Origin of the sequence: Desulfovibrio fairfieldensis (assembly GCF_001553605.1) — a bacterium.
GTDB lineage: Bacteria > Desulfobacterota > Desulfovibrionia > Desulfovibrionales > Desulfovibrionaceae > Desulfovibrio > Desulfovibrio fairfieldensis.
Genome location: NZ_CP014229.1, coordinates 214345 through 232485 on the forward strand (window position 1 = coordinate 214345; position 18141 = coordinate 232485).

Consider the following 18141-nt stretch of genomic DNA (forward strand, 5'->3'; position numbering starts at 1 on the left):
ATCATATGGCGGAGGGGGTGGGATTCGAACCCACGTACCGGCTATTAACCGATAACTCGATTTCGAGTCGAGCGCGTTACGGCCGCTTCGCTACCCCTCCGCGTCGTATGGCGGAGTCGCGCCGGACAAATTGCCACAGCGGAATCGGAGAAACCTTCTAGCGTACTTTCGCGTGAAAGGCAACGCCACACGGGCTTTTTTCGCCGGATACCCGATGCCGTCCGGCGTGGCTGCACCGCGTCTGAGGAAAAGCGTATGCTTATGGCTTCTGTACGATTGCGGCGCCGAACACCCCGTCCGCGTCCGCATGATTACTTTTTGTCCAGCACCGCCATGACTTCCAGGGCATCGGCCTGCCGCGGATCGGCCTGCAGGGCGCGCAGGGCCGTATCCTCGGCCTGGGCGCGCCGATGCCACTCCAAATACATTTTTGCCATTTTGCCGAAGGTGGAGGGATGGCCGCCGAAAGTGCGCAGAATGGCCTTGTAGATATTTTCGGCCTTTTCGAATTCGCGCAGTTTCAGCCAGGCGGCCACGGCTCCGGTGTAGGCCGCCGCTTCACGGGGTTGAGCCTGCATGGCTTCCTCATACATTTCGGCGGCTTCCGTATATTGTCCGGCGGCGGTGAAAATCTGGCCCAACTGGATGCGGATGCCTTCCTCGTCGCTGAATTCCTCGGCCACGCGTTTCAGAAAAGCGCGTCCCTTGGCGGGCTGGCCTTCGCGTATCAGTTGCACGCCGGTCCGGATCAGATTTTTTTTGCGTTCCAGGCGCGCTTCGGCTTCCTGCCGGATGGAACTCTCCGCCTCTTCCCGCAAAATTTTGGCCAGGCCGTCCAGCACGGTGGCCAGGGCGCTTTCCTTGCCCTGATGATAGAAAATCTCGCGGGGGATGCCGCTCTGGGCCGGGTCGAGCAGAGGCTGCATGCTCTGATGATGGACCAGGGCGCTCAGAAATTCGCTGATCTGGATGTCCAGCTCCGCCCTGGCCGCGCGCGTCAGCTGCAGGCCCGCGTATTGGCGCAGGGCCGCGCTCATGGAGGCCAGGGCGCGCTTCACTTCGTTGCGGCGCAGATAGCCGTTGGCGCGGGCGATGTTTTCACGCACTTCCTTGGGGGCGACGGTGAGCATGGCTATTTTGCCTCCTGCCAATGCGCCGCGATGGCCTGCCGGTGGGACTGCAAAAGATTCAGCGCGGCTCTCGGCACCAGATAATCCACACTGCGTCCGGCCAGCCAGAGTTCGCGGATGCGCGAGGCGCTTACGGCCAGCCAGGGCAGCGGCAGAAAATGCGCCAGCCCGCCGCCGGGCAGGGCCATGCAGCGGCCTCCGGGCAGAACAGGCGGGTGTTCGCGGGCCTCGGGCCAGAGGGCGCTGGTCATGTCCGTGAATTCCTCGGCAGTGAGATCGCCGCGCGGCACCACCACGAAGTGGCAGAGCCGGGGCAGTTCCAGGCCCTGGTGCCAGGTGGGCAGCAGGGCGAAATCCGGGCTGCCCAGCAGAAAATAGAAGTCCGTGTCCGGCTCCGCCGCGCGATAGGCCTGCAAGGTGTCCCAGGTGTAGGAGGGGCCGTCCCGCAGGGCTTCCAGACGGTTGCAGCGCAGCCAGGGCAGGGGGGCCAGGGCCGCCTCCAGCATGGCGGCGCGCAGCTCAAAGGGCAGCAGGTGCCCGGTTTTCTTGTGCGGCGGCTGGGCGCAGGGCACCATATCCACACCCCGCACCAGGTCGCCCAGTGCCTCGCGCGCCTCCACGGCCAGACGCAGATGACCCACGTGCGGCGGATTGAAACTGCCGCCCAGAATGGCCCGGCCCGGACGCCGGACGCCGTGCGCCGTCATTTACTGCCGTACCTGCCCCTGGCCCAGCACCACGAATTTGGTGGTGGTCAGCTCCTGCACGCCCATGGGGCCGTAGGCGTGCAGCTTGGAGGTGGAAATGCCGATTTCCGCGCCCAGGCCCAGTTGGCCGCCGTCGTTAAAACGGCTGGAGGCGTTGACCGCCACCATGGAGGCGTCGGCCTCGCGCAGAAAACGCATGGCGTGGCCGTAGTCGCGGGTGCAGATGATTTCGGTGTGATTGGAGCCGTAACGGGCGATGTGGTCCAGGGCCGCGTCCAGATCGTCCACCACGAGCACGGCCAGGATCAGGGCGTGGAACTCCTGGCCGAGATCCTCGGGCTGCAGAAGCACGGCACCGGGGCCGAGCAGGGGCAGGGCTTCCGGGGAGGCCCGGAATTCCACCCCGGCGGCGCCCAGTTTCGCGGCCGCCAGCGGCAGAAAGTTCGTTGCCGCGTCCTTATGCACCAGCAGGCATTCCAGGGCGTTGCACACGCCGGGCCGCTGCACCTTGGCGTTGAAGACGATCTCCAGGGCCTGATCCTGATCCGCATCCGCGTCGATAAAGGCGTGGCAGACGCCCTTGAAGTGCTTGAGCACCGGCATGGTGGCCGCTTCGGTGACGGCGCGCACCAGGCCTTCGCCGCCGCGCGGGATGATGACGTCGATGTACCGGTCCAGCTTGCACAGGGCCGTCACCGCCGCATGGTCCGTGATGCCCACCAGCTGCGCGGCCTGGGGCGGCAGACCCGCGTCGGACAGGGCCGTTTGCAGCAGCCCGGCCAGCGCCGTGTTGGAATGCAGGGCCTCGCTGCCGCCGCGCAGAATCACCGCGTTGCCCGCCTTGATGCAGAGGATGGCCGCGTCGATGGTCACATTGGGCCGTGCCTCGTAAATCATGGCAATGACCCCGAGGGGGATGCGCATGCGTCCCACCAGCAGGCCGTTGGGCTGTTGCCATTGCTGTTCCGTGACGCCCACGGGATCGGGCAGCTGGGCCACATGCAGGCAGGCCGCGCGCATCTCGGCCATGATGGCCGGGGTCAGTGTCAGGCGGTCCAGACGCGGAGCATCCAGGCCCGCGGCGCGGGCCGCGTCCAGATCCTTGCGGTTGGCGGTCAGGATTTCCTCTTCCCGCGCGGCCAGCTGGTCCGCCAGTCCGATCAGGGCCCGCGTCTTGATTTCGGCGTGGGCACGGCTCATGGCCCGGGCCGCTTCACGGGCCCGCGCGGCCAAGCGTTCCATTTCTTCCGCAGGCGTCATGGCTGCTCCTTTGCGCCGCCGTGAGCGGCGGGGATATTTATTTTGACAGGGAGGCTGGCTTTGGCCTATGTAAATAGTTCCGTCAGGAACAGCCTGCCCGCGTCGCGGGCTTCCGGCTTTGGGCAGTTCCGTCTCCCTAAGGAGTTTTTGATACATGAATCCGCAAAAGAATCAAGGCGAGGAGACTTCGCCCCTGTTTCGCGATCTGCAGGCTGAAGTCAGTTCCGAAAGCGCGCCCCTCCTGCAGTTCATGCTGCGCCATGCGGGCATTATCGCCGGTGTGGTGATCCTCTTTCTGCTGGTCCTGGCAGGCACGGGCATCTGGCGCTGGTACAGCGGCGGCAAGAACGAGGACGCGCGGCAGGAACTGGCGCGCGTCAGCATGACCATGCAGGGGCAGGAACGCCTCAAGGCCCTGGCCGCCCTGGCCGACAAGGCCCCGTCCGACGTGCGCCTTTCCGTGCTGCTGGCCTGGGCCCAGAGCGCCCTGGAGAGCGGGGACGCCGCTGTTGCCGCCGAGGTTTACGCCAAAGCCGCCAAGCTGGACGCCGACGGCGCGCTGGGTCTGGCCGCCGCCCTGGGCGAGGCCGGAAGCCTGCTCAAGGCGGGCAAGAACGCCGAGGCCCTGACCTTGCTGCAGGGCCTGGAAGCGCGCCTGCCGGGTGAAAACCGTTCCGTCCAGCTGCGCCAGATGCTGGCCGAAGCCGCCGCCAGGGCGGGGGAGAAGGATCTGGCTGCCAAGACCTACCAGGCCCTGGCTCAGGAAGTGAACGGTCTTGACGGGGAGTATTTCCGCGTCCGGGCCGAGGCGCTTGTTCCCGCCGCCGGGAGCGCGCCTGAAAAGCCGGTTCAGAACTAGTGTCTGATTTTCCAAATTAGACCGAATACGCCGTAATGCGTGCCGGACGCCGACCGCGCCCGGCGAAGCCGGGGCGGAAAAGTCCGGCTGGGGGTATCCACTTGCGGCCCGCGCGGCACGCGCGCAGGGTCTGGAGGAAGCATGAGCAACGATCCGCTGTTGCGCGGCGCCCGTGGGGAGCGCCATCTGTTATTGGGCAATGAAGCTATCGTGCGCGGCGCTCTGGAAGCGGGCGTGCACATGGTTTCCTGTTATCCGGGCACGCCGTCCTCGGAAGTGGCCGACACCTTCCTCCGCTTGGGCGGTGAGGGCCGCTACCGGCTGGAATACTCCATTAACGAGAAGGTCGCCATGGAAGTGGCCGCCGGCGGTGCCCTGGGCGGCGCCATGAGCCTGGTGGCCATGAAGCATGTGGGCCTCAACGTGGCCGCCGATCCCCTGTTTACCTCGGCCTATATCGGCCTGCCCGGCGGTCTGGTGGTGCTCACGGCCGACGACCCCGGCTGCCATTCCAGCCAGAACGAGCAGGACAACCGCCATTACGCCCGTTTCGCCTCTCTGCCCTGTTTTGAGCCCGTTTCGGCTCAGGAAGCCAAGGAAATGACCCGCGAGGCCTTTCGTCTGGCCCGCGAACTGCAACAGCCGGTCATGCTGCGCACCACCACCAGGGTCAGCCATATGCGCGGGCCCGTGGATTTTGACGATCTGCCCGCGCCCCAGCCCAAGGTGGCCTTCAAGCGCGAGCCGGGACGCTTTGTGCCGGTGCCCGCCGTGGCCTGCCGCCGTCATCTGGCTCTGGACGCCAACCTGGAAAAGGCCCGCCAGATCGCCGAGGGCAGCCGCTTCAACGTGGAGCGCGAACCCGCCGGACAGACCCGCCTAGGGATCATCGCCAGCGGCGTGGCCCGCAATTACCTGGCCGACGCCTTGGCCAGCGGCGGTTGGGAAGACCGCGTGCGCGTGCTGGAACTGGGCATGACCTGGCCCCTGCCCAGCGAAATGATCGTCGCGTTCCTCCAGAAATGCGACCGGGTGCTGGTGCTGGAGGAAGGCGCGGACCTGCTGGAACAGGACGTGCGCGCCCTGGCCCAGCGGCGCGGCCTGAACGTGCGCATTGAGGGCAAGAATGAAAATCTGACCGGCCAGGGGGAATATTCCACCACCCTGGTGCTGCGTCGCCTGTCCGCCTGGCTGGACTGCCCTTGTCCGGCCAAGCCCGCGCGTCCCGTGGAGGCGCAGTTGCCGGGCCGTCCGCCCAACCTCTGCCCCGGCTGTTCGCACCGCGCCGTGTACTATGCCGTGCGTCAGGTATTCGGGGACGAAGCCATCTATTCCAGCGACATCGGCTGCTACACGTTGGGCCTGCTGCCGCCCCTGCGCACTGCGGACTTCCTGGTCTGCATGGGCTCGTCCATTTCGGCGGGCAGCGGCTTTGCGCGGGCTTCGGGCAAGCCGGTGGTGGGTTTCATCGGCGACTCCACCTTTTTCCACTCCGGCATGACCGGTCTGGCGAATGCGGTCTTCAACCACCACGATCTGCTGTTGGTCGTTCTGGACAACGGCACCACGGCTATGACCGGCCATCAGCCCAATCCCGGCATGTTGCAGGAAATGCTCGGCGACATGAGCGTGCATATGGATATGGAAGCCGTGGTGCGCGGCCTGGGCGTGACCGAATGCGTCAAGGTAAAGGCCTTCAATCTCAAGGCCGTGACCAAGGCCCTGGAGGAAATGAAGGGCAAGTCCGGGGTGCGGGTGCTCATCGCCGAGGAGCCGTGCGTGCTCTATGCTCGTCGTCGCCTCAAGAAAGGGCAGCCCCAGGTGGCCCAGGTGGTGCAGCAGGGCGAGGAAGCCTTGCGCTGCCTGGAGCAGCTGGCCTGTCCGGCCTTTTATCGCCAGGGCGACAATCTGGCGGTGGATGAAACCCTGTGTTCCGGCTGCATGATCTGCCTGCAGATCGCTCCCACGGCCTTTAAAGCCAAAAAGCGCTGAGTGGTGAAACAATGAAAGCACACGACAAGCAAAAACGGATGCGGATTTATTTCACCGGCGTGGGCGGCCAGGGCACGTTGACGGCGACTACCCTGCTGGCGCGTACGGCTCTGCAGGCCGGTCTGGACGTGGTGGCCGGGGAAGTGCACGGCATGGCCCAGCGCGGCGGCGTGGTGGAATCCGTGCTGTTGCTGGGCGGCTGGCGTTCGCCCAAACTGGACTTCGGGGAGGCCGATGTGCTGCTGGGCTTTGAACCTCTGGAAACCCTGCGCGGCCTGCCCTATCTGCGGCCCGGCGGCACGGTGTTTTCCAGCAGCGATCCCCTGCCGCCGGTCAGCGTCTCCCTGGGACAGGCCAGCTATCCTGACATGGCCTATATTGAGGAACAGACCCGGCTGGTGGCCGGGCAATGCCGCTTCATTCCCTGCCGCGAGCTGGGACTCCGGGCCGGTTCGGCCCAGAGCGGCAATACCGTGCTGCTGAGCGCGGTCTGCGCCTCCGGCGTGCTGCCTTTCGGCGTGGACGCCTTGGAAGCGGCCATCAAGAAGTTTCTGCCCGCTAAGCTGCAGGAGTCCAATCTTAAGGCCTTGGAGTTGGGCAAGACGGTTCTGGCCTAAGTCTGTTGGCACTACGGCCCTTTCGCCCTCTGCCTGCGTCAGAAAGACTTTTTATTCCGGTCGAGTACCACAAGAGTACACTCCTTCCATAAAAAGTCTTCCTTCCTTGGCAGAGAACAAAATTTCTCGTAGTGGCCAACAGACTTTGAAGAATAACAGCCCTGTAAAACAACAGCCCGCCGTGGTGAAAACCATCGGCGGGCTGTTTGCTTTTCAAATGCCGGAATCCGGGACTACTCTGATTGCAAAAAATTTGAGGATAGTTATGCTCTCAATTTTCGGAGGATCGTCAGAGAAAAACGTGGTTTTTCGCTGAGTTGCGGCGGCTGCACCGCCGCAAGACCCCCTGGGTTTTGTGTGCCTGATTTTTTAAATTAGACACTACATGCCCAACTGGGCCAGCATATCGTCGATGGCCCCCTGAGAGACGCCTTTCTTGGGACCGTTGAGCGAGGAAACGACCTTGCGGTTCTGGCGGAAATCCTCCACAGCCTTGCTGGCTTCTTCTTTCAGGGCCTGGGCGTTCTTGGCCGGGTCTTTTTCCGCGCCGTCCATGATCAGGCCGGAAGAGACATAGAGCTCCACCACGCTGTTTTCAATCTTGTTCAGAGCCGCCACCACCCGTTTGATCCGCTGGCCCGTGATGTCCTGAAAACTCAGGGTGGTCAGCAGGCTGGTGAGATCATCGCCCAATTGGCTGTTGATCTCGGCAAGGCGGGCCTTCTGGCTTTCCGTGGCCGTGCCTTCCCGCACGGCGGCCAGCAGTTCCGCGCTTTCGGCTTGGAGATCCAGATGCTTCTCCACGATTTCCATGATGCTCATGGTGGCTGTTTCCGTGGCTTTGAGCACTTCCCCCAACTGGTCCGAAGCCTCGTGGAACAGGGCGTCCGTTTCGGGCACGGGCGAAACCTGATCGCTGGAAGCCGTGGAAATCTGCTGGTAAATATCCTTCAGTCCCTGGCGCATGTCCGTGCTCAACTGTCTGTACACGGTCGGCTCATCTGCGTGGTCCGCCATCCCGTTCCCCTTTCCGGCCCTGCCGAAAGGTTAGAGTGTTGCGAGTAGGGGGCCGGGCCCCTCAGAGTATGTACCACTTGTCATGACAAGGGGTTGGCTGCAAACCCTTGCCGGAGCGGTTCACACATTTCATGCCTGAGCCGCTCTCTGCCGTGAAACGTTTTGCCGCCGGGACAGGCCCGGCGGCAAAACACGCTCCGGACGAAAATGACCGCTTACTTGTTGGTCTTCAAAAAGCTCTTGGCGCGGGCGGCTTCCGGTGAATTGGGGAACTTCTTGATCAGTTCCTGCATCCGGGCTTTGGCCGCGGCCCCCTGGTTGATTTTGCTGAAGCTGATGCCCTGCTTCAGATAGGCGCCGGGCGTGCGCGTGGACTTGGGATATTTTTTGATCACCGTATCATAGGCCAAGGCCGCGTCCGCGAACTGATTGCGCTGGAAGTAGCACTCCGCCAGGTAGTACTGGGCTTCCGGGGCCAGGTTGTGGTCCTTGTAATTTTTCAGAAAGTCCGTGAAGGAGCGCTGGGCTTCCTCGTACTTGCGGGCGTTGAAGGCATTGACGCCCGCGTCGAAGAGGGCCAGGGAAATGTCCTTCTGCGGGGCCTGCACCACGGGCTGGGGCGAGGGCTGGCCCCAGGTGCTGGCGTTAGGAGCCTGGGCGGGCTGGGCCGCCTGCTGGCCCTGATAGGGCTGTGTGCCTGCGGGCACGGCCGCCGTGTAGCCGGGACTGCCCGCGGGCATGCCGCCCTGGGCCGGTTGGCCGTAGGTTGCTTCGGGCTGGCCGTACGACGGCGTGTTCGCGGTCCCGGTCATGGGCACGGCCGGAGTCGTCGGCGCAGCCGCCGACACGGGCGTGGACGGCAGGGGATCGCCCAGATTGAGATTCAGGGCCATGCTGCTCTCCACCTGGCGCAGGGCCGCATCATGGCGATTGACGCGCTCCACCAGGGCGCGCGCGCCGCCCACATTCTGCAGATCATCCATCTGGCCCTTGAGGGTGTTCAACTCCTGCCGCATGGCCTGGAGCTGGTTCCAGGCGTCGGCCTGGGCGGGCTGCAATTGTCTGAGCTGCATGTCGTGCTGCTGCACCTGCTGTTCCAGATTCAGGGTGCTGCCGCCGCCGGAGCCGCTCTGCACGCAGGCGCCCAGCAACAGACTGGCGCAGCCCAGGAGCAGGAGATGGGAAGAACGGGATCTGTTCATGATAGCCTCGTTTCAGCGTTGAATTTTTCCACAGGCCTTGGTGCGGCCCGTAAATATGTAGATGATGCCGCCCAGTACCGGCAGAAAGACCACCAGCACCAGCCAGAGCGCACGTTGCTGGGGCGTCTCGAACTCATGACTCCAGATGTGCCAGATGCTCCAGAAGCTGGGAAGCATGGGAATCAAGGCTACCAGCGGATGCCACCAGGCAAAGGTCATGCTTTTCTCCCCGTGCCGGACGTGTCGCGGTCGGACGCGCCGTCCCGCGCGTTTTCCGGCGATTTGCGCCAGATGACCAGACAGGCCAGAAAGGCGCCGATACAGATGGCCATATCCGCCACATTGAAGGCGGGCCAGTGCCAGTCGCCCCAGTAGAAATCCAGAAAATCCACCACGGCCCGGAAGCGCAGGCGGTCCGCCAGGTTGCCCAGAGCACCGCCCAGCACCAGGCCCAGCCCGGCGAAGAGCCAGGGTTGATGGTGTGAGCCGCGCACCAGGGCGATGATGGCCCAGGCCGCCACCACGGTGGCCGCCAGAAAGAGCCAGAACTGCCATTCAATGTCCGAGCGGTTCAGAAAACCGAAGGCCGCGCCCCGGTTGCGGATGTTGATCAGGTCGAAGAAACCGGGGATCACCACCACGGGCCGGTGCTCGGGAATGGCGGTCATGACCCACCATTTGCTGAGCTGGTCCAGCACAAAGGCCAGCGCGGCCAGGCCGCCCAAAATCAGATAGCGCCGTCTCATTCGGCCGCGCGTCCTTCCCGCTCCCCGAGGGGAAGGTTTTTGAGCACCGCCGCGCAACGCGGGCAGAGCGTGGGATGGGCCGGGTCCGTGCCCAGTTCCGTGCTGTAAATCCAGCAGCGCTCGCACTTTTCGCCGTGGGCCTTTTCCACGCCGATGGCCAGGCCGGACACTTCGCTGTCACTGTAGGCATCTTTCGGAGCCTCGGCCAGGGGGGCCAGTTCCAACTGGGAGACGATGCAGACCGCGCGCAGGTCCGTGTTCAGGCTTTCCAGGCGCTCGCGCAACTCGTCGGCCAGGTAGAGCGTGACCCGCGTATCCAGGGAATGGCCCACCACGCCGTCGCGGCGCAGGGGTTCAATGGCCCTGGTCACCGCGCCGCGCACGGCCAGCAGCACGTTCCAGTCGTCGCGCCGGCCTTCGGGCAGCAGAAATTCCTCGCCGGACACGGCCTGCAGGGCGAAGACCGTGGGCTCGGGCCCGCGCAGGTCCGCCGGAAGGTGGCTGAAGATTTCCTCGGCTGTGAAGGAGAGCACCGGGGCCATGTCGCGCAGCAGCAGACGCAGAATGTGCCACAGGACCGTCTGGGCCGAGCGGCGTTCCCGGCTGGTCGCGCCCGAGGCGTAGAGGCGGTCCTTGAGGATATCCAGATAGACGGAGGAGAGATCCGTGACGCAGTAATTGTGCAGGCTGTGGTAGACCTTGTGGAATTCAAAGTCCGTGTAGGCCTGCTGTACGCGTTCGTGCATGCGTGCGGCCACGTCCAGGGCAAAGCGGTCCAGGGGCAGCAATTGCTCCAGGGGCAGCAGGTCCGCTTGGTTCAGGCCGTCGATGTTGCCCAGGATGAAACGGCAGGTGTTGCGGATGCGGCGGTAGGCGTCCACCAGACGGCCCAGGATCTGGTCCGAAATGCGGATGTCTTCGCGGTATTCCACCGAGGAAACCCAGAGGCGCACGATCTCGGCCCCGAACTTCTCGATGAGTTCCTGCGGGGCGATGACATTGCCGATGGATTTGGACATCTTGCGGCCTTCGCCGTCCACCACGTAGCCGTGGGTCAGCACCGAGCGGTAGGGGGGCCGCCCGCGCGTGCCCTCGGACACCAGCAGAGAGCTGTGGAACCAGCCGCGATGCTGGTCCGAGCCTTCCAGGTAGAGGTCCGCCGGGTAGGAGAGCTCTGGCCGCGCTTCCAGCACGGCCGCGAAGCTGGTGCCGGAGTCGAACCAGACGTCCAGAATGTCGCTTTCTTTTGTCCAGTGGCTGCCGCCGCAGTGCGGGCACTTCAGGCCGTCGGGCACAATCTCGCTCAGGTCCGCCTCGTACCAGTAGTCGCAGCCCGTGGGGTGCTTGGCGAAGCGGTCGCTGATGTCGCGCATCCAGGCGGGATCGTTCCAGGCCTCGCCGCAGTCCTCGCAACGCAGGGCCAGGATCGGCACGCCCCACTGGCGCTGGCGCGAAATGCACCAGTCCGGCCGGGATTCGATCATATTGTAGATGCGGTCACGGCCCCAGGCCGGAATCCACTGCACGTCCTTGTCGATGCTCTCCAGAGCCCGCTTGCGCAGGTCGTTTTTCTCCATGCTGATGAACCACTGGGTGGTGGCCCGGAAGATTACCGGATTTTTACAGCGCCAGCAGTGCGGATAGGAGTGCTGAATCTTGCCTTCCTGGAGCAGCGCGCCCTTTTCCTTGAGCTTTTCAATGACCTTGGGGTTGGCTTCGGTGACTGTGAGCCCGGCGAAAAATTCCACTGTGGGCAGAAAACGGCCCGCGTCGTCCAGGGGAGAATAAATGTCCAGGCCGTACTTGAGGCCCACTTCGTAGTCCTCACGGCCGTGGCCCGGCGCGGTATGCACGCAGCCGGTACCCGTGTCCAGGGTCACGTGCAGGCCCAGGGTCAGGGGCGAGGGGCGGTCGTAGAAGGGATGGCGGGCCACCAGGCCTTCGAGCTGCGCGCCCGTGGCCCGGCCCAGAATTTTGGGATCGTTCCAGCCGAACAGGGCGGCGCAGGGCGCGAGGCGTTCCTCGGCCAGCAGATACTGGCTGCCCCCGGCCTCCACCAGCACGTAAGTGAATTCCGGATGCAGGCAGACGGCCATATTGTCCGGCAGGGTCCAGGGCGTGGTGGTCCAGATGACCACATAGGCGCGGGAAGGATCAGCCTGCGGGAAGACCTTGCTCAGCCCCGCGTCGGGCAGGGGAAAACGCACGTAGATGGAGGGGGAAGTGTGGTCGTAGTATTCCACCTCGGCTTCGGCCAGAGCCGTATGGCAGGAGCAGCACCAGTAGATGGGCTTCTTGGCGCGGATCACGCTGCCCTTTTCCACAAAATCGGCCAGTTCGCGCGCCGTGGTGGCCTCATAGGCGGGCTTCATGCTCATATAGGGATCGTCCCAGTCCCCGAGCACGCCCAGCCGCTTGAATTCCTTGCGCTGCACGTCGATCCACTTGGCCGCGTAGTCGCGGCAGAGCTTGCGCACCACATGGGCGGGCAGGGTCTTTTTCTTTTCCTTGAGTTCCTGCTCCACCTTGTGCTCGATGGGCAGGCCGTGGCAATCCCAGCCCGGCACATAGCGGGAGGCGTAGCCCTGCATGTTGCGGGATTTGACCACAATGTCCTTGAGAATCTTGTTCAGCGCCGTGCCCATGTGAATGTGCCCGTTGGCATAGGGCGGCCCGTCGTGCAGCACATAGGCGCCACGGCTGCCCGAAGCCTCGACCATGGCTTCGCGGGCGTTGATCTGGTCCCACTTCTTGAGGGTTTCCGGCTCGCGCTGGGCCAGATTGGCCTTCATGGGAAAGGCGGTTTGCGGAAGATTCAGGGTTTTTTTGTAGTCACTCATGCTGGCTCCCAGCGGCTGTGCCCGGCCCGAGGGCAGAAGAGGATGCGGGCGAAAGAAAAATCGCTCTAGTGTGGGCAAAGAGCGCCCTAAAGTCAAGAAGGCCGCTTTTCTGCGGCCTTCTTGGGCGTGGACTTGTCGGCATACATTGCGCGGAGAGGCGGTCTCGGAGCAATTTCACTTTGAAATTACTCCGGCGGCTGCGAGAGCTGACGTCAGCCACGAGCGTCAGCCGTTGGCGGCTATGCCGCCTTACGGATGACGACAGCAGAGATAGGCTGAAGGCAGCGCCAACGTTGAGAATGATAATTCCCAACGTTAATCCGGGCTAGAACGGGGCCGGCGTGCCCTCCATGGCTTCGGCCAGCTCACGCAGGGCCGCGAGACTGTCCTGGGCCTCCTGGGGCGTCATGGTATGCAGGGCGAACCCGGCGTGGAGAATGACATAATCGCCGATCTGCGGCGGTTCAGGCAAAAGCATGACGGAAGCGGTCAGAAAGGTCTGGCTTTCGCCCACGCGCACGCGGGCCATGCCTTCTTCCTGAAGTTCCACAATCTGGGCGGGAATGGCTAGACACATGGCGGGGACCTCACTGCACTGAAGAATAAGCATTCATGGCGTAACGGCAAGACGCGTCGGGCGCGCCGCCGGAAAGATGTCGGGCCGGGAGAAATATCAGCATAGCAGGGGAGCAATGGCGAAGCAAGGGCGGCGAACCTCAGCGGGACAGGCGCGCCCGCGAGGCACGCGCGGCATGAAAAAAGGCGGGGCCTTGCGGCCCCGCCTTGCTTGCGCCCTGCTACTTGGGACTGTTGTTGCCTTTCTTCTTGTCCGGGAAGAGCACGAAGTTCCAGTACAGCACGTAGAGAGGCAGCACGACGAACATCATGACGTAAGCCCAACTCTTGGTGTACAGGAAGTAGTCATAAAAGGTATGGAATTCCATGGTCTTCTCCTTGTGTCTAGTGGGCATCCTTGAAGTCGGGATGTTCGTAGAGCACGGGCATATTGTAGACGATAAAGCGGTATGCGGTCACGATCATGGTCACCACGAAGATGGAGATGCAGATTTCCCAGATGCTCGGGAAGTACCGTTCCGCCGGAGGCAGGTTGTAGTTGAAGGCGATCATGGAGACATTGAAGCGGTTGAGCACGATGCCGATGATCGCATTGGCCGAGGCGAAGCGGCAGAGGCTGACGTTGCCGTCGCGCGCGCCCTTGGCGTAGAGCAGGGCGGGCATCAGCACGAAGAAGAGCATCTCCACCAGCCACCAGACCCCGTATCCCGTGAAGAGATAGGGAAGATTGGCCTGCACCAGCATGTCGATGAGCTTGAGCATGAAGTAGGCGAAGAGGATGAAGGACGCGGCCCGCGAGAAGCTCAGCACCACGCCGTCGGCCTCGCGCAGGTGGGTGGCGTCCATGTATTGGTGCACGCCCTTGTGCGCGAACATGCCCTCAAAGATGACCATAGAGGCGCCGGCCGCCATGGAGCTGACAAAGAAGAACATGGGCATGAAGGGCGAGTACCAGAGCGGATGCAGCTTTTCAGGCGCGATGAGGTAGAGCGAGCCCAGTGAGGACTGGTGCAGGGTGGAGAGGGTCACGCCGAAGATGGTCAGCAGGATGGTGCAGCGGATGACCAGCTTGCGCCACTTGATCAGCCAGGGGAACTTCTGGGCCAGCCATTCCATGGGCGCCACGGAGAATTCGATGAAGAGCACCGTGACGTAGGTGGCCACGCACAGGCCCACTTCAAAGAGCACGGAGGTGGTGCCGGGGAAGAAGAACATGTAGGGCAGACGCAACGGATGGCCCAGGTCGTACAGCAGGGCCACCACCACAAAGGCGTAGCCCAGGAAGGCCGTGGTCACGGCCGGGCGCACCGCCGAGTGGAAATGCTTCATGCCCATGACGTAGCAGGCCACGGTGGTGAAGTAGCCGCCGGCGGCCAGGCACACGCCGCAGAGCAGGTCAAAGCCGATCCACAGGCCCCAGGGCTGGTTGTCGTCCAGGTTGGTCACCGAGCCGATGCCCTGGGTGAAGCGGATGATGGTGATGATCAGGCCCACAGTGAGGATGATCCACGTCAGGATATTGCCCGGAGTCCGCCGCAGCAGCGGATCAAGATTGAACAGTTTGTCCTTGGTGGGAATGACGATGCTGTGGTTTTCCATCTACTTATCCTCCCCGTGCTTGGAGCACGCCGCCTCGGCTTCCCGAGCCTTCAGGGCCTCGGTCATGGCCCGGCGGGCACGCTCGGCCGCGCCTTCGCCTTCGGTTTCCTCAATCTTGCGCACGGCGGCGTCCACGGCGGCGGCCACGTCTTCCTTGGCCTCCTTCGCCATTTTGTCCTGTTCCAGCTTGCTCATGGCCTCACGGCGCTTGGTCATGGCGTAGGCCCCGCCGAAGAGCACGGGCCAGAAAGCCACGATCATGGGCACGGCGCCCAGCGCCCCGTAGGTCAGTTCGCCCATGGGCCGGTTGCCCAGGTGGGTGTCCAGACCGAGCTGTTTCAGATCCGGGCTGGCCAGTGTCGGGTCATCCGGCGGCACGGGCGCTCCCTCGGCGGCCGGGGCCAGCACCATCCAGGCGGTGCCGCCGGCGTCGAATTCGCCGTAGATGTAGTTGACGTACTTGCCGGGATTGTCCGCGATGCGGGCGCGGGCCACCTTGATCAGGTCGCTGCGCCTGCCGAAGGTCAGCGCGTCCACGGGACAGGCTTCCACGCAGCCGGGCAGTTTGCCTTCTTTGAGGCGGGGCTCGCAGAAGGTGCACTTCTGCACCAGCGGGTCAAAGGCCTCGTCATACTGGAAGCCGGGCACATAGAAGGGACAGGCCACCATGCAGTAGCGGCAGCCCACGCACTGCGAGCCGTCGTAGGCCACGGTGCCGTCGGGCAGTTTCTGGAAGCACTTGGCGAAGCAGGCCGAGGCGCAGGCCGGGTCGTTGCAGTGGAAGCACTGCAGTTTGCGGAACACCGGCTTGCCGTTCATCTCGTATTTGTTGACCACGGTCCACTCGTAAGCCGAGGTGCGGCGGCGGGTGTCGGTAACCGAAAGGTCGCTGAACGGTTTGGCCGGCTTGCGCAGGTGGTTCACCTCGTTGCAGGCCGCTTCGCAGCGGCGGCAGCCGATGCAGCGGGTGGTGTCGTGCAGCACCCCGTAGCTGTCGTCATAGTAGGGGAAGGTGTGCACGCTGGCTTCGGCCACCTTCGCCGTGCCCAATGCCGAAACCACGCCCGCGCTGCCCAGAATGGTCAGGAATTTTCTGCGATTCATATGCGTTTCTCCGTACTAGTCGGCGCGCTGCGGGGCGCGTTGCTTATGGCAGGTGGTGCAGTCGGTATTTTTCGGACGGCCCACCTTCATGGCCTTGTGGCAACCCATGCACTGCAGATGATAGGCGGCCTTGAGCCGGGGACGGTCCGGATTCTTGGGATCAATGCTCGTGGTGTGGCAGCTGCTGCACTTGGGCGGCGTGGCCGACAGCGGGCTGTTGTGGTGACAGGCGGAGCAGAGCGTTTCCGGCTTGGTGTGGAAGGCCTGGGCCAGCTTGTCGTCCTTAATGCGCTCCATGAGCGAGTTCACATGGCGACGGTGGGTAAAGACGCTGGGCTCGTATTTTTTGGCCAGGGCGTCGATGACCACTTTGTAGGGGGCCATCATGGGCGAGAGATAGGGCACGGGCTTCTTGGCCAGCACGGTTTCGGCGGCCAGTTCCTCGTTCTGTTCGGCGGGCAGATCCCCGGCGATGCCCTGCTGCATCTGCTCCTTGGTCATGGACGGAGCCACCGTATGGCAGACGGCGCACCAGGCGTCGTTGCGCACGGGCTTGACCAGCACGTGACAGCCGGCGCATTCACGCCGCTTGAGCTGCTGCTCGTGACAGCTCACACAGCTTTGGGGCGTGTTGCCCTTGGCGCGCTTGGCGATCTTGGGGGCGTGCATGGCCCGCTCAAGGGTGATGAAGTTGCCCTCGGCTTTGCCTTCCACCGTATGACAGGTGGTACAGGCCACGGTATCGCCCGTGTGGTGACAGGACTCGCAGTTTTCGACTTTTTTCTCATGGACGAGATGGTTGAAAACCACGGGTTTCATGGCCGCGCCCTTGGGATTGGGCTTTTCGCCGACCGGAAAGATGACCATGGCCGACGGCGCGCCGCTGTCCGTGGGTTCCAGGGAAGCCGCGGACGCAGACCCCGCCCCCCAGGACGTCAGACACGCCGCGCCAGCCAGGGCCATAGCCGCCAGCAGAAGCAGTGTTGTGCCATTCCTCATGTGCTTGTCCTTTTGCATACAGACATTACCCCAATTCCCGGCGCGGCAAGCGCGCGGGTCACCTCCGGCCCCCGCCCTCCAGCGGGGGACAAACACTTAGATTGCGGCAAAGTTAGCTCAGGGCGGGAGATACGTCAAGGAGGGGGCGCGCATTGGGAAGGCTTCTCGCGCCTGAAAGGCAAGGCTTTGAGAAAGTTTTCGCAAAAAAACCGCATTTTCCCGCGCGAGAAGGAAACGGGCCGGGAAGCTGGCTTGACACCCGGTTTGGCTTGGCCTATTATTCACAATAAATGAATTGTTTTGCTTTAAAAATAACAAAACCCATAATGCGCCCTGTCATGAACCGCAATCCACAACCATTCCGGCCCTGCCCGGCAGTCTCCTTTCCAAGTGATACCGATGTGCTTCACGGGGCGGAGTCCCCATAACCGGCAGTGACCATATCAAGGAGAGAGTGCGATGAAGTTGTTGCAAACCATGGCCTGCATGCTGGCGCTGTGCGCCCTGACCCTGTGTGGATCCGCCCGCCCGGCCTCGGCCGCGGCCAAGGAGGTGAAACTGCTTTTTCCCGAGCCCTACAGCTCCGCCTCTTCCTATGCCGAAGGGCAGGCCGTGGGCATCTACTACGGCGCGCTTGATTTCAATATGCAGAACCATCCCGCCCTGCGCGGCAAATACAAGATGCGCTGGGTGGGCGACGTGGTGAAGTCCCCGGCCGACGCGATCAACGCCGTGGCCACGGGCGCGGGGCAGTTCACCTACACCCTGCCCCAGTTCATTGAACAGTTCGACCCGGACTGGCGGGTGATCACCGCGCCGGGCGTCTTCAAGGACATGGCCCACTTCCTGCGGGCCATGGACACCCCGGCCTGGAAGGCCAAGCAGGAAAGCCTGGCTGAAACCAAGGGCTTCAGGATTCTCAAGTGGACCAATTCCATCGGCCACTTCTGGATCTGGACCAAGAACGGCCCGGCGGACTCTCTGGCGGCCATGAAGAATCAGAAGATCCGCTATTCCGGCCAGCAGTCCTACGCCAATGCCTTCAAGGCCCTCGGCCTGGTGGGCGTGGCCCTGCCGTATACCGAGGTGGTTTCCGCCCTGCAGACCAACATGATCGAGGGTCTGACCAACGATATCTTCGGCTACACCTATTATGATCTGCCCCGCCAGACCAGGTACATGCTTCCCGTGCCCTTGGGCTTCTGCCCGCAGGCTCTGGTGGTGAACCGCAAGTGGTGGGATTCCCTGCCCGAAAGCGAACGCAAGGCCCTGGAATTCGTCATCGCGGCCACGGACGTGCACCAGTATTTCGAGGACGAGGAGCAGCGCATCCTCAAGTGGTGGGATGAAAATCCGGACACCATCCTGGTGAAGATGACCCCCGAGGCCCGCGCCGAGTGGGAAGCCGCCCTGCGGCAGGCCACGGACGAATTCGTCAGGGGCGTGGACCCCGCCTTGCTGGAGGCCATCAGGACCACCGCCGGATAACCCGT

Annotated in this window: 17 protein-coding genes and 1 tRNA gene; 4 read left to right on the plus strand and 14 right to left on the minus strand. The window is 63.4% G+C overall.

Features of this window, described 5'->3' with window-relative positions; all coding sequences use genetic code 11:
- Positions 1 to 6: 6 nt before the first annotated feature.
- The 4 genes from AXF13_RS00935 to AXF13_RS00950 form a co-directional block, all read right to left on the minus strand.
- Positions 7 to 100: transfer RNA gene (locus AXF13_RS00935), tRNA-Ser, on the minus strand.
- A gap of 211 nt (positions 101 to 311) precedes the next feature.
- Positions 312 to 1130 (minus strand): tetratricopeptide repeat protein, encoded by an 819-nt coding sequence (locus AXF13_RS00940; protein WP_062251292.1) that lies wholly within the window; start codon positions 1128 to 1130, stop codon positions 312 to 314.
- A gap of 2 nt (positions 1131 to 1132) precedes the next feature.
- Positions 1133 to 1837, minus strand: a complete 705-nt coding sequence (gene nadD, locus AXF13_RS00945) for a nicotinate (nicotinamide) nucleotide adenylyltransferase (protein WP_062251293.1) — start codon at positions 1835 to 1837, stop codon at positions 1133 to 1135.
- Positions 1838 to 3097: a glutamate-5-semialdehyde dehydrogenase gene (locus AXF13_RS00950; protein ID WP_062251294.1), complete on the minus strand. Its 1260-nt coding sequence runs from the start codon at positions 3095 to 3097 to the stop codon at positions 1838 to 1840.
- Between the two features lie 154 nt (positions 3098 to 3251).
- Between AXF13_RS00950 and AXF13_RS00955 the strand changes: the two genes are divergently transcribed.
- The 3 genes from AXF13_RS00955 to AXF13_RS00965 all read left to right on the plus strand — a co-directional run bounded on the left by AXF13_RS00955 (position 3252) and on the right by AXF13_RS00965 (position 6565).
- The gene (locus AXF13_RS00955) at positions 3252 to 3956 is read left to right on the plus strand and encodes a tetratricopeptide repeat protein (protein ID WP_062251295.1); all 705 of its coding nucleotides are present in this window, start codon (positions 3252 to 3254) and stop codon (positions 3954 to 3956) included.
- A 141-nt stretch (positions 3957 to 4097) separates the two neighbouring features.
- On the plus strand, positions 4098 to 5948 hold the full coding sequence (iorA, locus tag AXF13_RS00960) for an indolepyruvate ferredoxin oxidoreductase subunit alpha (protein WP_062251296.1): 1851 nt from the start codon (positions 4098 to 4100) through the stop codon (positions 5946 to 5948).
- Between the two features lie 11 nt (positions 5949 to 5959).
- Complete coding sequence (locus AXF13_RS00965; protein WP_062251297.1) at positions 5960 to 6565, plus strand: indolepyruvate oxidoreductase subunit beta; 606 nt, start codon at positions 5960 to 5962, stop codon at positions 6563 to 6565.
- A 381-nt stretch (positions 6566 to 6946) separates the two neighbouring features.
- Here AXF13_RS00965 and AXF13_RS00970 read toward each other — a convergent pair whose 3' ends face one another.
- The 10 genes from AXF13_RS00970 to AXF13_RS01010 form a co-directional block, all read right to left on the minus strand.
- Positions 6947 to 7582, minus strand: coding sequence for a protein phosphatase CheZ (locus AXF13_RS00970; protein WP_062251298.1), 636 nt, complete (start codon positions 7580 to 7582; stop codon positions 6947 to 6949).
- Between the two features lie 215 nt (positions 7583 to 7797).
- Positions 7798 to 8784, minus strand: coding sequence for a tol-pal system protein YbgF (ybgF, locus tag AXF13_RS00975; RefSeq protein ID WP_062251299.1), 987 nt, complete (start codon positions 8782 to 8784; stop codon positions 7798 to 7800).
- A gap of 12 nt (positions 8785 to 8796) precedes the next feature.
- Positions 8797 to 9003: a PLDc N-terminal domain-containing protein gene (locus AXF13_RS00980; protein ID WP_008686313.1), complete on the minus strand. Its 207-nt coding sequence runs from the start codon at positions 9001 to 9003 to the stop codon at positions 8797 to 8799.
- Complete coding sequence (gene lspA, locus AXF13_RS00985; protein ID WP_062251300.1) at positions 9000 to 9530, minus strand: signal peptidase II; 531 nt, start codon at positions 9528 to 9530, stop codon at positions 9000 to 9002. Before lspA ends, AXF13_RS00980 begins: the two co-directional genes overlap by 4 nt.
- A complete protein-coding gene (gene ileS, locus AXF13_RS00990) occupies positions 9527 to 12370 on the minus strand; it encodes an isoleucine--tRNA ligase (protein ID WP_062251301.1) in 2844 nt (947 codons plus the stop codon). The genes lspA and ileS overlap by 4 nt, the downstream gene beginning before the upstream one ends.
- A gap of 325 nt (positions 12371 to 12695) precedes the next feature.
- The gene (locus AXF13_RS00995; protein ID WP_008686310.1) at positions 12696 to 12947 is read right to left on the minus strand and encodes a HypC/HybG/HupF family hydrogenase formation chaperone; all 252 of its coding nucleotides are present in this window, start codon (positions 12945 to 12947) and stop codon (positions 12696 to 12698) included.
- A gap of 220 nt (positions 12948 to 13167) precedes the next feature.
- Positions 13168 to 13314, minus strand: coding sequence for a sulfate respiration complex protein HmcD (gene hmcD / locus AXF13_RS16975; RefSeq protein ID WP_009303442.1), 147 nt, complete (start codon positions 13312 to 13314; stop codon positions 13168 to 13170).
- A gap of 16 nt (positions 13315 to 13330) precedes the next feature.
- Complete coding sequence (gene hmcC / locus AXF13_RS01000; protein WP_008686309.1) at positions 13331 to 14545, minus strand: sulfate respiration complex protein HmcC; 1215 nt, start codon at positions 14543 to 14545, stop codon at positions 13331 to 13333.
- Entirely contained in the window at positions 14546 to 15649 is a 1104-nt protein-coding gene (gene hmcB / locus AXF13_RS01005; RefSeq protein ID WP_008686308.1) for a sulfate respiration complex iron-sulfur protein HmcB, read from the minus strand.
- Between the two features lie 15 nt (positions 15650 to 15664).
- Complete coding sequence (locus AXF13_RS01010) at positions 15665 to 16648, minus strand: nine-heme cytochrome c (RefSeq protein ID WP_008686307.1); 984 nt, start codon at positions 16646 to 16648, stop codon at positions 15665 to 15667.
- 459 nt (positions 16649 to 17107) lie between these two features.
- Between AXF13_RS01010 and AXF13_RS01015 the strand changes: the two genes are divergently transcribed.
- On the plus strand, positions 17108 to 18136 hold the full coding sequence (locus tag AXF13_RS01015; RefSeq protein WP_062251302.1) for a TRAP transporter substrate-binding protein: 1029 nt from the start codon (positions 17108 to 17110) through the stop codon (positions 18134 to 18136).
- Positions 18137 to 18141 lie beyond the last annotated feature (5 nt).

Coding starts and splice junctions, on each gene's coding strand:
- ileS (WP_062251301.1), bottom strand. CDS start 12,370: ATGAGTGACTACAAAAAAACCCTGAATCTTCCGCAAACCGCCTTTCCC.
- ybgF (WP_062251299.1), bottom strand. CDS start 8,784: ATGAACAGATCCCGTTCTTCCCATCTCCTGCTCCTGGGCTGCGCCAGT.
- lspA (WP_062251300.1), bottom strand. CDS start 9,530: ATGAGACGGCGCTATCTGATTTTGGGCGGCCTGGCCGCGCTGGCCTTT.
- AXF13_RS00980 (WP_008686313.1), bottom strand. CDS start 9,003: ATGACCTTTGCCTGGTGGCATCCGCTGGTAGCCTTGATTCCCATGCTT.
- AXF13_RS00965 (WP_062251297.1), top strand. CDS start 5,960: ATGAAAGCACACGACAAGCAAAAACGGATGCGGATTTATTTCACCGGC.
- AXF13_RS00970 (WP_062251298.1), bottom strand. CDS start 7,582: ATGGCGGACCACGCAGATGAGCCGACCGTGTACAGACAGTTGAGCACG.
- AXF13_RS00955 (WP_062251295.1), top strand. CDS start 3,252: ATGAATCCGCAAAAGAATCAAGGCGAGGAGACTTCGCCCCTGTTTCGC.
- AXF13_RS00995 (WP_008686310.1), bottom strand. CDS start 12,947: ATGTGTCTAGCCATTCCCGCCCAGATTGTGGAACTTCAGGAAGAAGGC.
- hmcC (WP_008686309.1), bottom strand. CDS start 14,545: ATGGAAAACCACAGCATCGTCATTCCCACCAAGGACAAACTGTTCAAT.
- nadD (WP_062251293.1), bottom strand. CDS start 1,837: ATGACGGCGCACGGCGTCCGGCGTCCGGGCCGGGCCATTCTGGGCGGC.
- AXF13_RS01015 (WP_062251302.1), top strand. CDS start 17,108: ATGAAGTTGTTGCAAACCATGGCCTGCATGCTGGCGCTGTGCGCCCTG.
- hmcB (WP_008686308.1), bottom strand. CDS start 15,649: ATGAATCGCAGAAAATTCCTGACCATTCTGGGCAGCGCGGGCGTGGTT.
- AXF13_RS00950 (WP_062251294.1), bottom strand. CDS start 3,097: ATGACGCCTGCGGAAGAAATGGAACGCTTGGCCGCGCGGGCCCGTGAA.
- AXF13_RS00940 (WP_062251292.1), bottom strand. CDS start 1,130: ATGCTCACCGTCGCCCCCAAGGAAGTGCGTGAAAACATCGCCCGCGCC.
- hmcD (WP_009303442.1), bottom strand. CDS start 13,314: ATGGAATTCCATACCTTTTATGACTACTTCCTGTACACCAAGAGTTGG.
- AXF13_RS01010 (WP_008686307.1), bottom strand. CDS start 16,648: ATGAGGAATGGCACAACACTGCTTCTGCTGGCGGCTATGGCCCTGGCT.
- iorA (WP_062251296.1), top strand. CDS start 4,098: ATGAGCAACGATCCGCTGTTGCGCGGCGCCCGTGGGGAGCGCCATCTG.